Annotated in this window: 13 protein-coding genes; 5 read left to right on the top strand and 8 right to left on the bottom strand. The window is 70.9% G+C overall.

Features of this window, described 5'->3' with window-relative positions; all coding sequences use genetic code 11:
• Nucleotides 1-67: 67 nt before the first annotated feature.
• Nucleotides 68-634 (bottom strand): TetR/AcrR family transcriptional regulator, encoded by a 567-nt coding sequence (locus ACIBST_RS05105; RefSeq protein WP_397169245.1) that lies wholly within the window; start codon nt 632-634, stop codon nt 68-70.
• 345 nt (nt 635-979) lie between these two features.
• Here ACIBST_RS05105 and ACIBST_RS05110 point away from each other — a divergent pair, with 345 nt between their 5' ends.
• From ACIBST_RS05110 to ACIBST_RS05125, 4 genes are all read left to right on the top strand, one after another.
• Entirely contained in the window at nt 980-3,694 is a 2,715-nt protein-coding gene (locus ACIBST_RS05110; protein ID WP_397169246.1) for a LuxR C-terminal-related transcriptional regulator, read from the top strand.
• 68 nt (nt 3,695-3,762) lie between these two features.
• The gene (locus ACIBST_RS05115) at nt 3,763-5,010 is read left to right on the top strand and encodes a M24 family metallopeptidase (protein WP_397169248.1); all 1,248 of its coding nucleotides are present in this window, start codon (nt 3,763-3,765) and stop codon (nt 5,008-5,010) included.
• On the top strand, nt 5,007-5,423 hold the full coding sequence (locus tag ACIBST_RS05120; protein WP_397169250.1) for an SRPBCC family protein: 417 nt from the start codon (nt 5,007-5,009) through the stop codon (nt 5,421-5,423). The genes ACIBST_RS05115 and ACIBST_RS05120 overlap by 4 nt, the downstream gene beginning before the upstream one ends.
• Nucleotides 5,424-5,425: 2 nt before the next feature.
• Nucleotides 5,426-6,409: an MBL fold metallo-hydrolase gene (locus ACIBST_RS05125; protein WP_397169429.1), complete on the top strand. Its 984-nt coding sequence runs from the start codon at nt 5,426-5,428 to the stop codon at nt 6,407-6,409.
• 896 nt (nt 6,410-7,305) lie between these two features.
• On the opposite strand, the gene ACIBST_RS05130 is transcribed toward ACIBST_RS05125, so the two are convergent.
• Nucleotides 7,306-8,319 (bottom strand): hypothetical protein, encoded by a 1,014-nt coding sequence (locus ACIBST_RS05130; RefSeq protein WP_397169252.1) that lies wholly within the window; start codon nt 8,317-8,319, stop codon nt 7,306-7,308.
• Between the two features lie 11 nt (nt 8,320-8,330).
• On the bottom strand, nt 8,331-8,951 hold the full coding sequence (locus tag ACIBST_RS05135) for a TetR/AcrR family transcriptional regulator (RefSeq protein WP_397169254.1): 621 nt from the start codon (nt 8,949-8,951) through the stop codon (nt 8,331-8,333).
• 194 nt (nt 8,952-9,145) lie between these two features.
• Between ACIBST_RS05135 and ACIBST_RS05140 the strand changes: the two genes are divergently transcribed.
• Nucleotides 9,146-9,295 carry a hypothetical protein gene (locus tag ACIBST_RS05140; RefSeq protein ID WP_397169256.1) on the top strand — a complete coding sequence of 50 codons (150 nt, stop codon included), beginning with the start codon at nt 9,146-9,148 and terminating at the stop codon, nt 9,293-9,295.
• Between the two features lie 255 nt (nt 9,296-9,550).
• Here ACIBST_RS05140 and ACIBST_RS05145 read toward each other — a convergent pair whose 3' ends face one another.
• The 5 genes from ACIBST_RS05145 to ACIBST_RS05165 form a co-directional block, all read right to left on the bottom strand.
• Nucleotides 9,551-10,981 (bottom strand): glycosyl hydrolase family 28-related protein, encoded by a 1,431-nt coding sequence (locus tag ACIBST_RS05145; protein ID WP_397169257.1) that lies wholly within the window; start codon nt 10,979-10,981, stop codon nt 9,551-9,553.
• A 278-nt stretch (nt 10,982-11,259) separates the two neighbouring features.
• Nucleotides 11,260-11,490, bottom strand: a complete 231-nt coding sequence (locus ACIBST_RS05150) for a hypothetical protein (protein WP_397169259.1) — start codon at nt 11,488-11,490, stop codon at nt 11,260-11,262.
• Between the two features lie 271 nt (nt 11,491-11,761).
• Nucleotides 11,762-12,394: a DUF1697 domain-containing protein gene (locus ACIBST_RS05155; protein WP_397169261.1), complete on the bottom strand. Its 633-nt coding sequence runs from the start codon at nt 12,392-12,394 to the stop codon at nt 11,762-11,764.
• Entirely contained in the window at nt 12,358-13,017 is a 660-nt protein-coding gene (locus tag ACIBST_RS05160) for an epoxide hydrolase N-terminal domain-containing protein (protein ID WP_397169263.1), read from the bottom strand. The genes ACIBST_RS05155 and ACIBST_RS05160 overlap by 37 nt, the downstream gene beginning before the upstream one ends.
• Nucleotides 13,014-13,703, bottom strand: a complete 690-nt coding sequence (locus ACIBST_RS05165) for an alpha/beta fold hydrolase (protein WP_397169430.1) — start codon at nt 13,701-13,703, stop codon at nt 13,014-13,016. The genes ACIBST_RS05160 and ACIBST_RS05165 overlap by 4 nt, the downstream gene beginning before the upstream one ends.
• Nucleotides 13,704-13,767 lie beyond the last annotated feature (64 nt).

The raw sequence follows: 13,767 nt of genomic DNA on the forward strand, positions 1-13,767 counted from the left end.
TTTGCGGGGAAAGAAGGCGGGGCGCGAGCCCCGCCGCGTCGCCCCCGGGCGGATCGCCCGGGAGGGCTCAGTAGTGCGTGATGCCCGCCGAGAGGGTCCGCGTCCAGGGGGCCTGGACCTCGTCGGCTCCGGTGGACACCAGCAGGTGGCACAGCATGCCCCGGGCGAAGAAGTCCTGGACCTGGACCTCGCTGCCGCCGGAGGCGCCGCGCACGTACTCCACCAGCCGGGCGTAGCCCTGCCGGACCGCCTCGCGCACGGCCGGCTCGGACACCGCCGCCGCCTGGGCGTGCAGCTGGATCAGCATCAGGTCGTTGTCGCTGATCAGCTGCGCGTAGGCGTCGCCCATCGCGTGCAGGACGGTCTCGGCCGAGCCGCCACCGTGGGTGGCCACCGCCTGCTCCAGCGCGCCGCGCACCTTCACGAAGCAGTGCTCGACGACCGCCACGAACAGGGACTCCTTGCTCGGGAACAGCCGGTAGACATACGCCTGGGAGATGCCCGCCGCCTTGGCCACCTCCGTCGTGGTCGTGCCCCAGTAGCCGCGGGCCGCGAAGGCGCCGATGGCGGTGGCGAGCACCGTCTCCCGGCGCTCCTCGGCGGTGGACAGCTGTCGCGCTCGGCTCGTCATCATGTGAGTAATAAACCACTCACACCTTCTCGTGTCAAGATGGGGCACTCGACCGCCGGTCCCGCCCGTGCGGCCTTCCCGGCACGTACGTGCGCGCCGCCGTGCCGCTCGCCCACGAGGCGCAGGCGGCCCGTACCAGCAGGCACACGCGGCGGGAGTGGGCGCCGGCCCCCAAGGAGGCGTTCGCGCGCGGCATCGGGGCGGCGTGCCGGCAGGTCACACTCCACGATGACCGAGCGGCCAGTCCTACTATGCCCGCTGAAAGCCCATATGATCGGAATGGGCGCAGGGGAAGGTCGTGCACCTCTGGGCGATCGAGTGGATGCGCCGTGACTGCTGAGGATCTTCATGTTGCACGGCCGTCAGGCGGAACAGGCCCGGATCGACCAGATGCTCGACGGACCGGGCGGCGCTCTGGTGGTGCGCGGCGAGGCGGGCATCGGCAAGACGGCCCTTCTGGAGTACGCCTCCCGGCGGACGCCCGGGCGCGTGCTGCGCGTCGCCGGGATCGAGTCGGAGGCCGAGTTACCCTTCGCCGCCCTGCATCTGCTGTTACGCCCCGTACTCGACGGCGTCGCCGCGCTGCCCACGCAGCAGGCGGAGGCGTTGCTGGGCGCGCTCGGCCTCGGTGAGGCGACCCGAGGAGACCGCTTCCTCGTCGGCCTGGCGACACTCAGCCTCCTCGTGGAGTTGTCCGCGGAGGAACCCCTGGTCTGCCTGGTCGACGACGCGCAGTGGCTGGACAGCGAATCCGCCGACGCCCTGGTGTTCGCCGCGCGCCGCCTGCACATCGAGCCCGTTGTCGTCCTGTTCGCGGCCCGGGAGGACGGCGGCGCCTTCCCCGGCGGGGGGCTGCCCGAGCTCCGGCTGGACAAGCTCGACGCCGACACGGCGGGGCACCTGCTGGCCGAGCAGGCGGCGGACCTGCCGCTCGCCGTCCGCGATCAACTCGTCGCCGAGGCGCAGGGCAACCCGCTGGCCCTGATCGAGCTGCCCCGCATGCTCAGTCCCGAGCAACGGGCGGGCGCCTTCACCCCCCTGGCCTTCTCCCTCGGGCCGGTGGAGCCGGTGACGGACCGGGTGCTCGCCGGCTTCCGCACCCGGATCGCCGCTCTCCCCGCCGCCACTCGCTCCTGCCTGCTCACCGCGGCCCTGGACGACCGCGGCGAGCTGAAGGTTCTCGCCGCCGCACTCGAACGGCTCGACGCCTCGCTGGCGGACTTCGCGCCGGCGGAGCGAGCCGGACTGGTCCAGGTCAGCGCGGCCGGTGTCGTCTTCCGTCACCCACTGGTACGCACAGCGGTCCTGCTCGCCTGCGACATCGCCGCCCGGATGACCGCACACCGGGCCCTGGCACATGCGGTCGACGACGACCGGCGCGCCTGGCACCTGGCGGCCGTCACCCTGCGACCGGACGAGGACGTGGCCGGAGAACTGGAGAGCCTGGCGCTGCGCGCCCGGCAGCGCGGCGGGCAGGCGACGGTCTCGGCAGCCTACGCGCGGGCGGCCGAGCTGTCCGCCGACCCGGCCCACGCCGTACGCCGGTGGACGACCGCCGCCGGGGCGGCCGCCGAGGCGGGGCTGAGCCGGCGGGCGGCCGAGCTGGTCGCCGCGGCGCTGCGGCAGGCGGGCTCATCCACGCTGGACCGATCGGTCCTGGCCGAACTCGCCCGAGTGCGGGCACAGCTCGCATTCGAGGCCGACAGGCCGCTCGAGGCCGCCCGGCTGCTGCAGGAAGGCGCCGAGACGGCGGATCCCTCCACGATGCTCTCGCTGCTCGGCCTCGCCGGCTTCTACGTCTGGACCAGCGCGCCCCACCCCGATCAGATCGCCCTGACCCGTCGCACCGAGGAGCTGACCCCCGACGGTGGCGGGCTCGCCGCCGCGGTGGGCGCGATCAACCGTGGCTACCGCATGATCCTGGAAGGGGACACCACCCCCGTACCGGCCTTCCCCGACGGCATGGGCGAGCTGACGGCCGTGCCGTTCGAGGTTCGCATGGTCATCACCTACCACGCGATCGTCCGCGCAGAACGCGAAGAGATGCTGACCGGCGCGACCGCCCTGGTCGAGGAGTGCCGGGCACAGGGGCGCCTGGGCCGCCTCCCCCAGGCCATGACGGTCCTCACCATCGCCCAGCTGATCGACGGGCGTCACCGGCCGGCGCGTGCCACCGTGGCCGAGGGGCTGAACCTGGCCGCCGACGTCGGCCAGCCGTTCTGGCGCGGCTACCTGGGAGGCGTCCAGGCCTGGCTGTACGGGGTGGCCGGCATGGAGGAGGAGTGGGCCGCGTGCACCGCCGAGGCCCTGCGGCACGCCGACGACAGGTCCTGGCTGCCGGCGAGCACGTGGGCCCAGTACGGGCGCGTGATCCTCGACCTCGGGCTGGGTCGCAACAAGGCGGTGCTCGACCGGCTGGACAGGGTGACGGAGGGCAGCTCGCGGTACGCGTTCATCTGGAGGTATGCCTGGCCGGACTACGTCGAGGCGGCCGTCAGGGCGGGCACGCCGCGACGCGCCGAACCGGTCCTGCGCCGCTACGCGGCCTGGGCCGAGGGCGTCGGGCAACCCGGTCCGCTCGCCGTACTGCATCGGGCACGAGCCCTGCTGGCCTCCGACGAGCGGGCCGCGGGCCTCTACGAGCGTGCGCTGGCCGTGCACGGCCGGCACGAGCAGCCGTTCGACCAGGCCAGGACCCGCCTGGTGTACGGCGAGTGGTTGCGCCGCCAGCGGCGGCGCGCCGAGGCCCGCATCCAGCTCGAGGCAGCGATGGAGGCCTTCGACCGGCTGGACGCCTCCCCGTGGTCCGCCCGCGCGGCCGCGGAACTGCGCGCCACCGGCGCCTCGCCGGCCCGCCGCGTCAGGGCCGACGACCCGCTGGCCACGCTCACCCCGCAAGAGCTCCAAGTGGTACGGCTGGCCGTCACCGGCGCGTCGAACCGGGAGATCGGCGCTCAGTTGTTCCTCAGCCCGCGCACGGTCGCCTACCACCTGTACAAAGCCTTCCCCAAGCTGGGCGTCTCCTCGCGCGGTGAACTGGCCGCGTTGGGCCCGATGACCTAAGCGAGCCGCGGCGGCTCCAGCAGGATGACGGAAGCGGCGTCAGGGCGGCCGTTCCTAGCGTCTTCTCCATGAACGTTCCCACCTACTCCCTCGCCGAGCGCGACCGCCGCTGGGCACTCGCACGGGAGATCATGGAAGCCGAGGGCGTGCAGGCGCTCATCGCCTACGGCGAGCACGAGTGCGCGGACCTCGCGCCCTTCGCGCCGGATGTCTACTTCACCAACGACCGCCCCGGCGCGATCGTCGTCTTCTGCCGTGACGCCGACCCGATCGAACTGACCTGGTCGACCCTGCCGGTCGCCGACCACATCCAGGCGCTGCGCCGCGGCGAGGAGCTGTGGATCCCGCCCGAGCGCATCCGCGTCGCCAAGCACGCGGCCGGGGTGGTGGAGGTCCTGCGCGAGCACCGCCTGGAGAGCGGGAAGGTCGGCGTGCTCGGTCTGGACCCCTACCCGCCCTTCCACATCAACCCGATCATGCCGCACGGCCTGTGGAACCAGGTGCTGGCCGAGTTGCCCGGCGTGGAGTTCCAGCCGGTCGGGCTCAGCTACCTGTTCGCCACCATCTGCCAGTCGGAAGAGGAGCTGGCCGTCGTCCGCCACTCCGCCGCCACCGGCGACGCCATGGCCGAGGCGATGGTCGAGGCGGCCCGGCCAGGCGCGAGCGAGGCCGACGTGTACGCCGCGGGCATGACGGCCGCTTTCCGCCGCGGGCTGGCGGCTCCCGGCATGCTGATCTCCTCCGGGCCCGGGTTCGTCTCCTGGGGTCCGCCGGCCTGGTCCTACCGGCCGCAGGCGCCGCGCGTCATCGAGGACGGTGACGTGATCATGGCGGAGGTGTTCTGCCGGTTCGGCATGAAGGAGACCCAGCATCAGGTCGCCATCGCCGTCGGCGAGGTCCATCCCGATATCGAGGTGGGCGCCAAGGTGGCCCGCGCCGCCTACGACGCCGGGCTGGCCGCCGCCCGTCCAGGCAACACCTTCGGCGACCTGGTCGAGGCCATGCGCGCGCCGCTGGAGGAGGCCGGGGCCTGGAACGTGCACCCGCTGGTGCACACGCTCAACCCCATGGGGCCGGTGTGCGGGTTCGGCGCCGGGCTTCGCCGCCTGCCCGAGGCCGCCCGCTACGGACGGCTGTTCGAGGTGCCCACGATGGGCGGCGAACTGCCCCTCGCCCCCGGCATGACCTTCGCCTTCGAACCCAACGCCGTCATCGGCGACCGCCTGACCAACCTGGGCGGCACCGTCGTCATCGGCGAGGACGACCCCATCGAACTGAACCCGCTGACCGCCCAGCTGCTGAGGAGCCGGCCGTGATCACCATCGACCACACCGCGACGTACGCGCGTCCCGCCGCCGCCGTCTTCGCCGTCCTGTCCGACCCCGCGCGTTTCCCCGAATGGCAGGCCGACGTCCTGGAGTCGCGGGCGGACGGGCCGCTGCGTGACGGCGTCCACGTCGAGCAGGTACGCAAGGTGATGGGCCGCCGCACCGAGATCGGCCTGACGGTGACCGGCTACGTGCCGGGTGAATCGCTCACGCTGCACACCCCGCCGCAGGCCAAGCCGGGGGTGAGCCAGGCGTACCGAGTCAGCGACGTCGACGGCGGCTGCCGGGTGGAGTTCCGGCTGGAGCTGGAGGGGGTGCCGAAGATGGCCGAGCACCTGGTGCGCACCCAGCTCGGCAAGCAGGTTCCCGAGCTCTTCAAGCGATTGGGGACGCTGCTGTGACCATGCACATCCCCGAGCGGGAGATCGCCGAGCGGCCCGCGGCCTACAACGGACCCAACCTGTCGCCGGTCGGTCTGGAGCTCGTCCCGAGGCGGCTCGCCGACGGCGTCCACGCGCTGATGGCCGTCCCGGCGCCCAAGGACAACAACGGGCTCATCGCCGGACGGGACGCCGCGCTGGTGGTCGACGCCGGCATCACCCCTGGCGTCTCGCGCACGATCCAGTCGCTGGCCGCCGAGCTGACCGACCGGCCGCTGCGCTACCTGGTCAACACGACCTACCACGGTGATCACACGTTCGGGAACATGGCCTTCCCCGCCGACACCGTGATCATCTCCTCCCGCGCCAACCGGGACAACATGACCGACCTCGGCTTCGAGAAGCAGGTCAGATCGGGCAACATGTACGGCGACGAGGCCCTCTTCGACGCGGTGACCACCTGGCGACTTCCCGATGTCGTCTTCGACTCCTTCGCCGAGGTCGACCTGGGCGGCCGGACGGTTGAGCTGTGGCACTTCGGGCCCGGCAACGGCCCGGGCGACACCGTGGTCTACGTGCCCGACGTCAGGACTGCGTGGACCGGCAACCTGCTGTGCCACGCCGGCATCGCCCACATGCTGCTGCAGGGCGGACCCGCGCCGTACCTCGCCACCCTGCGTGCCATGAAGGCGGCGCTGGCCGAGATGCGGACCATCGTGCCCGGCCACGGCCCCGCCGGCGACGGCCACCGGGCCATCGATGCCCTGATCTCCTACCTCGAACGGCTCCACGAGGAGGTCCACACCGCGACGCGGCAGGGCCGAACCTTGGAGGAGACCACGCGGACCTGCACAGATCCGTGGGCCGAACGCCTCGACCCGGCGCTCGCCTCCGCCCTCGGGCCGCCCCAGGCCCAGGACGCGATGCTGCACCTGTGCCGCAACCTGCACAGGCTCAACATCCTGACCACCTACCGCCTCTACACGATGGAGGCATCCGCTGGATAGAGCGCTTCACCGATTCGGGGCGGGCCCGCGACGAGCGCGGTCTGAAGCGTAGGGACGTGCAGCAGACCCGGACCGTCCCCGTCCCGCCCGAGCTGGTGTCCGTCCTCCGGCGGCACATCGCGACGTTCGGGGGCGGAGAGGACGGCCGGCTGTTTCGCACTCGCGCTGGCGGCGTGATCTCCGGGTCGGCGTGCGCGAAAGGTCTGACAGGCGGCTCGGACCGCCTTCAGGCCCGACCAGGCCGCGTCTCCCCTGGCGAGCAGGCCGTACGGCCTTCGGCACGCGGCCGTCTCGCTCTGGCTCAACCCGGGGACCCCGCAAGCTGACACTTGACGTAGCGCATGGGGTTCACGACTCAGGCAGGTGGAGAAGATCGGTTCACACCTGGAGAATGATCGTTTCCGTGACGGTAGCCCAGGTCTCGACCCTCTGTGAAGGAGCTTTCGTGCGTCCCGCCCTTGAACCGCAGCATGGCCGCGCCCCATGGGATGTCGGTCGGGCCGGTTCCGCGTCCCAGCGCTCGAGTCGTCCTCATCGACGACGCCGATCGGCTTCTGTTGGTCTCCAGTCGTGACCAGCGCACCGGGGGTGGTGCGCGCGGCGCTTCGTGACTGCGTGAGGAGACGGAGGTGACGGGAGTGACGCTGGGCCCGCTGCCGCACTTGCTCGCCGGCCTGCTCGTCGATGCCCCGCCCGCCCATCCGGTCCCGGTCGACGGCTGAGCCACGACTCGTGGGCTCTGCGCTTGACGCCGTGTCAGCGGTGGACCGTGTTGTTGTCGCCGGTGATCGCGTTGCCGATGCTGCGTGCCGCGATGCTCCTGTGGTCGCTCGGCGTGATCGTCGTTACGCCCGCCAGCGCGGCGCCGACGGCGGTGAGGGCCGATGGGCTGGTGGTCAGGCCTGACCGCCGTAGAGCCGGGCCACTTGGTGGAAGGCTGCTTTCGGCTCCCAGCGATACGATCCCGCCGCATCGTCCTGGATGACTTTGACGATGCCGTAGCCCGCCATGTCGAGATCATGCCGGGGATCGGCGGAGTGCGGGTGGTGCGGCTCGATGAACTCGAACACGTACGCGCCCTGCACGTTTTCCTTCTCGTAGATCCCGATCAGTTCGGCGATCTGATCGGCCTGGACACGCTCGTTCCTGGCCCATGAGCCGTTGATGACCGGCGCTGGTCCGCCGCGGTCGATGATCGCGTGGCTGGAGGGGCCCTTCTCCGCGGCGCCGTCGTAGGCGCCGCAGCCGAACTCGACGATGACCACAGGCTTACCGAACCGGTGGAAGCCGCGCAGGTTCTTGACGTACCTGGAACCGTTGTACGGCATGCGGTAGTAGTCCAGGCCCACGACGTCGAACGGTGTCCAGTCCACTCTCTCCCACAATCCGGAGCCGTAGGTGATACGGCCCCCGAAAGCGGACCTGGCGACCGCGGCGGCCTTCCCCAGGAGGCGGTTCAGCTTCCTGTTGAACCACGGGAACAGCGGCCAGTACAGCGGGGAGGCCAGCTTGGCGCTTCTGTCCTCGTGGGAGGCGCCGGGGATGATGCCCGCGGAGAAGACGGTGAGCTCACAACCTACGTTGAGGTCGATCGCCTCATACTCCTTCCTGAGGAGTTCGGCGGCTTCGGCCGTTCGCGCCAGATGGTCCAGCATCTCGCGCGGACCGGCGTCGATCAGCCGGGGTTGCAGCCATACGTGCAGCCCGTGCTCCAGCGCGACTGTCGCGGTCTGGACGAGCCGGTCGAGGTCGGTGCCGTAGATGCCGACAGAGTTGGCGTGTAGCTGGTCACGGATGGCCCGGATCTCCTGCCGCATCAGATCGGGCCGCCACACGTCCCGGGAGAGGGCGCCACCGGGAAGATAGTTCGTGCCGACGTCGTAGTTGACGCCTTTGTGGGTCAGGCCCATGTGTACGTTCCCTACTTCCGGGTGGCACGGTCGAAAAGGGTGGTCAGCTCGACGGCATAGGCGGTGAGATCGACGGTGGGGTCCAGCGCCCACTGGCTGAGCGCTCCGATGAGGGCCTGGCCGACGGTCACGGCGACCACCTGGGGATCGAAGTCCCGGAACTCGCCGTCATCCAGGCCCTGGCGCAGGATGCCGGTCAGTAGCGTGATGACCGATTCGTCGGTGGTCGTCGCGAAGCGCGGCGTGCCGTCGGCTGCGCGGTGGCTGGCGACGATGTCTCCCACCGCCAGCACACGAGAGCGATGCGATCGCAGGTAGTCGAGGTTGGCCTGAATGTAGGCCCGGAGCTTGCCGGCTGCGGTCGTCTCGGTTTCGAGTCGCGCCTGGATGAAGGCCCACGTGTCGTCGTAGATCTGCTGGACTACCTGGTCCAGCAGCTCGTCCTTGCCGGCGAAGTGGTAGGAGATCACGCTCTTGCTGATGTGTGCGTGCTGCGCGATCCGCGACAGCGATGCTTGCGCATAGCCAACGCTCGCCACCGTTTCGATGGCGGCGTCGATGATCTGTCTCCGGCGGGCTTCTTCGATGATGGGGTTTCGCTTTCGGCCGATCGGCCTACTCTCAGGCTGCATGTACTGAGGGTAGGCCGATCGGCCTGATACTTCAATCAGCGCGAGCCGCGAGTGCTCGAGGAGAGGACGCGACCTACCCACCCGACCGAAGGCACCGACTTGCCAAGCGGCATCGGCCGGTTTCCGGGACAGTCTGGGCACCTACCGGCACAACTGCGATTCGGCTGCTCCTACCAGGCGATTGCCGACGTCCTGTGACGGCCGCCCGCCACCTGCCCGCCGACCGGCTGGGCACCTGTGACGACTGCGGGTTCGCGCCGTTCGCCGACGACATCTCCACCTCACGGGAGACGGCGTTCGCCAGGACGGTCTTGTCGGTCGCGCTGCCCCGAATGGTCAGCTGACCGCGGTCACCGCCACCGGCCTCAGCGCCTGCTCGTCCGAGAAACGACCCGCCGCCGGCGGACCCACGTCCCTGACGGAGCCGGCCTCGGCCGAGCTCGGCATCCGATCGTTGCGCCTGCCCGTCCGTGAGAACGGTGCCCGAGGACGAGCAGGTCACCACGACACCCGCATCCGGCTCGGCGACCCGCAGCACGCTTCGACTGGCTGCTTCGATCGGTTCCGGACATCGGGCGCAAGAGGTGATCGGGTGGCTCCTATCCCTGGTAACCGGGGATGGAGAGCTCCGGGACGGTGCTGCCGGCGCAGCGGGCGCGCTGGTCGGCGGTGGGGGCGGCGTTGCGCATGCCCACGACCGGCACGGCGCGGCCGTCGGCGTAGGTGTTGTCGGACGCGGTGAAGGCCGCCGCGTCCCCGGCGACCTGGGAGACGTCGGGGCGGCCCGGGGTCCCGGCGAGCGGGTCGAGGAAGCGGTTGCCGAACACGGCGATCGCCTGCTCGGCCCCGGTACCGGGGAAGTTGCGCCAGTACATGATCCCGCTGTGGTCGGCGGCCGGCGTGACCATGCGGACGTCGTAGACGTTGCCGCAGACGACGACGTCCTGGAAGACCTTGGGGGCGTTGGTCACGTCGTAGGTGTAGAGCAGCAGCGCGGTGCCGTCCAAGAGGTTGCCGGCGATGGTCGCGCCGGTGCCGTTGCGCACCTTGAGCCCGCCCCTGGCGTCCTGAGGCCAGCCGCGCAGCCAGTTGCCGGTGATCTTGAGGCCGTCGAAGCCCCAGGCGTACACGCCGTGGTCGCTCTTGGCGCGGCTGCGCGGGTCGCGGTTGACGATGTTGCCGGAGACGGTCGCGTTGATGTCGCCCTTGATGCTGATGCCGCGCTGGATGTGGCCGAGGGCGGCGGGCAGGCCGGTACGGCGGCGTACCTCGGCCAGGCGCGCGGCCGGAGCCTGGGACCAGGAGCGTCCGCCGGCCCAGGTGCTCAGCCATGCCGTCGAGGACAGGTCGGCGCCCAGGACGTTGCCGCTGATCGTCAGGTCGCGGGTGCGGTAGGTGAACAGCGGGGCGCCGCCGTCCACCTGCCGGTCCGACAGGAAGACCGAGTCCTGAACCTTGGCGCCGACCACGTTGGTGAGAGCCACGGCGACCTGGGCCGAGCTCGTCTGCTGCTCGTCGCCCCCGGTGGGCGTCTCCCCGTCGCCCATGCGGTTGACGAACACGCTGCGCCGGATGATCGGCCCGGTCTTGTAGGGGCTGTTGACGTCCAGGCGCAGCCCGTCGAACACCACGTTGTCCAGTACGGGCGTACGGTCCCACCGGTTGGCGTAGGTGGTGTCGGCGAGGGCCGCGTTGGTCGTGCTGCGCAAGATGGCGGGTGTGTCGGGGTCGCCGAGGAGGGAGGCGGGCTTGCTCCAGTCGAGGCCGCCGGTGATGCGGTAGAGGCCGCCCGGCAGGTAGAGGCAGCGTCCCGAGGCGTACGCGGTGGTGATCGCCTGCTGCAGGCTCGCGGTGTCGTCGGCCTGCCCGTCGCCCTTCGCACCGGCGTCGGCGACGGCGTTCAGCACGCCACCCGAGCAGGCCGGGTCCGCGGCCACCGAATCCGGCACCGCGGGAGCGGCACCGGCCATGGCCGGCTCGGCACCGAGCCCCGACACGACGACCACGCCCGCGACCAGCGCCTTACGCATCCGCCCTGTGTTGCTTGCCCGCATCGCCCGACTTCCTCCGGTTTCCCCCGACGCCGGCCGCGACGTGGTTGCCGCGTCCGCCCGTTCAGCTAGATGATCTTGCCATACGCGGCCGCCGCTGGGATGCCGTGTCAAGACGCCAAGGGCCGCACGAGCGACGAGACCGGCTCCCGGTCGCGCTGCGTGCCGCTGGGTCCAGCGAAGTGTTCAGGTGTGGTGTTCGCCGACAGCGACGGCACCTACACCGCCGTGGAACACCTGCGCCCGGCCCGTACGCGTCAGGCCGGCCGTTGATTCAGGACCGACGCCCGCCTGGAGAAGGAGGCCGACGGCTCCATCGGCTCAGCAGCCTCCACCGTCGAGCTGCGCTTCTCCACCGGCGGCGACGCGCCACGGGCGACGTCGGCCTTGCCCAAGCCTCGGCGGACGTGGAAGTCCTCCAGTGAGGTGAGGGCGGAGTCGACATGGACGCGGCTGCGCCTGGTGGGGCCGTCGGGCAGCAGCCACATCCGGTAGTCGCACCGCCCAGTCCCGCGCCTGCCGATCGGTGAGAGGACCGGCGAAACAGGTGGCGGCGTGATGGGCCGGCCAGGACAGGAACATGCGCACCCGGGAGCGGTAGGTGCGCCGGATCTCGTCCGACAGCGCGCGCGCTCCAGCGCCGCGGCGTACGCGCCGAGGACGCCGTCGTAGGTGGGCGGCAGCCGGGTGGGGCGGGCGTCCGGATGGCGCCTCGTGATCTCGGAAGCAAATCCGGACGCCTGCGAGGTTCAGAGCGCGTCATCTCGGAACCCGCGCCGGGGAGTCTACTTCCGAGATTTTTGGGCCGTGGTGACGTGCAGGCGGGCGGTCACTGTCGCTCGCCGTAGCTGAGGCGAAACGCTTGACCAGGCGCTTGACCGTCCCTGCGGTGCGGGTGGTGGCGGGGACCTTGAGCCTCGCCTCCACCTCGGCGGTGGGACTACCGACCCGGGTTGCGATCCTCTTGATGACGCCCAACGCCACGCCACCGCAGACCTCGATGATGCGGACATCGCCTCGGTCGTTCGTCCAGGGCAGCGGGGCGCCGAACTCCTGAACGCCGTCGAAGAAGGTGAAGGTCTCGCGAGAGATGTCTTCGTCGCCGATGCCGGCGAAGGGGGCGCGCTCAAGCATCGCCGCGAGCTGGTCGACAGGACGCACGAACACGGCGTCGTCGTAGCCGCTGACCGCCAGCAGCCGCGGCGCCGCCCGGTTCACCACCTCACGTGGCGAGGTGTCGCCGACCTCGATCAGGACCGTCCCGTTCGTCTGGAACGACCGTGCCGACGGCGCCCCCGCGGTGCGCAGCGCGTCTTCGAGCACCGCACGCGTGGGGCTGTTCGGGTGGCCCAGGTTCATGTTCCGGTAGAAGGCGACGAACGAGGTCGGCATGCGCTGTGCGTTCCCGATCGGGTGAAGGCCACCGGTGCCGCGGCCGGTACGCCTGCGGGCGACGTCATCGGCGGAGGGTGAAGAACGTGCGGAGGTCGTCGGCGAGGAGTTGGGGTTCCTCTTGCGCGGCATGGTGCCCGCCTTTTTCGTAGGTGTTCCAGTGCACGATGGCGCTGTGGTCGCGTTCGGCGAGCGGGCGGATGGAGGGGAAGAAGTCGTCGGCGAAGCAGGCAAGGCCCAGCGGGATCGATGACGGCCCCGCAGGCGGCCTGGTGGAAGGCGTCGCTCAGCCGGTCGATCAGCGGGAGGAACTCCACGACCGACATGGGCCAGCCGTGGGTGAGGATGAGCGGCAAGGCGTCCGGCCGGGCCGAACGGATGTGCAGGAAGTGCACGTCAAGCCCGTCGATCTCGGTCAGGAACTGCGGATGGGCGTTGATCCGCCGCTCCCACGCGCGCCAGTCGTAGCCGTCGCGCCAGTACTCGACCAGATGCCGGACGCGGTCGGCGGGCACGCCGAGCCCCTGGCCGGGCAGCCGGCGGGTGAAGCGGGTCGCGGCCGGCCGGGCGGCCAGGTCGTCCAGCGCCTCTTGCGGAATGTTCACCCGGTACGGCCGCATCATGACCGGGCCACCTTGTCCAGCACCCGGGCCAGCGACTCCGGTTCGGTGATCATCGCCCAGTGCCCGGCGTCCAGCGTGATCACCGCCATACCCGGCATGCGCGGGGGGCCGCCCGGGTCGCCCGCGCAGGCGATGTAGGTACGGGGCAGGCCCTGCGCCGCGCGCAGGTCGGCCGGCGCCAGGTCCTGGTAGGTGCCGACGGGCTGGCCGACGCCGCGTGCCCGCAGCCAGGCCCGGTCCTCGGGGGTGAGCCCATGATCGCCGAAGTTGGCGTCGATGACCTCGTCGCTCATCACCGGGATCCGCCCGTCCCGGACGGTTTCCATGATCGCCTCCACGACCGGCGCGGGCGTGCTGTCGAACAGGCTCTTGCCCGGCTCGGGCAGCATCGCAGCAAGGTAGACCATCCGGGCGATCCGTCCGGAAATCGTGGTGGCAGCGACCGTGGCCGGGGCTCCGCCGTAGGAGTGCGCCACGAGCACCACCTCGCGCAGCCCTGCGTACTCGATCGCGGCCGTGATGTCGCGCGCATGCGTGGTGAGCGTCGTGTCCGACGAGCCCAGATGCGCGCGGTCGCCGAAACCGGTGAGCGTCAACGGATGCACCTGGTGGCCGTACGCAGCTAGCAGCGGCGTGACGCGCTCCCAGGCCCATGCGCCGAGGAACGAACCGCCGACAAGAACCATGGTCGACACCGGGTCGACTCCTTTCGATCGACTTCTTGCCGGCGCAAGGCTAGGGAGGATTGTG

The organism is Nonomuraea sp. NPDC049684 (assembly GCF_044465345.1).
Classification (GTDB): Bacteria; Actinomycetota; Actinomycetes; order Streptosporangiales; family Streptosporangiaceae; genus Nonomuraea.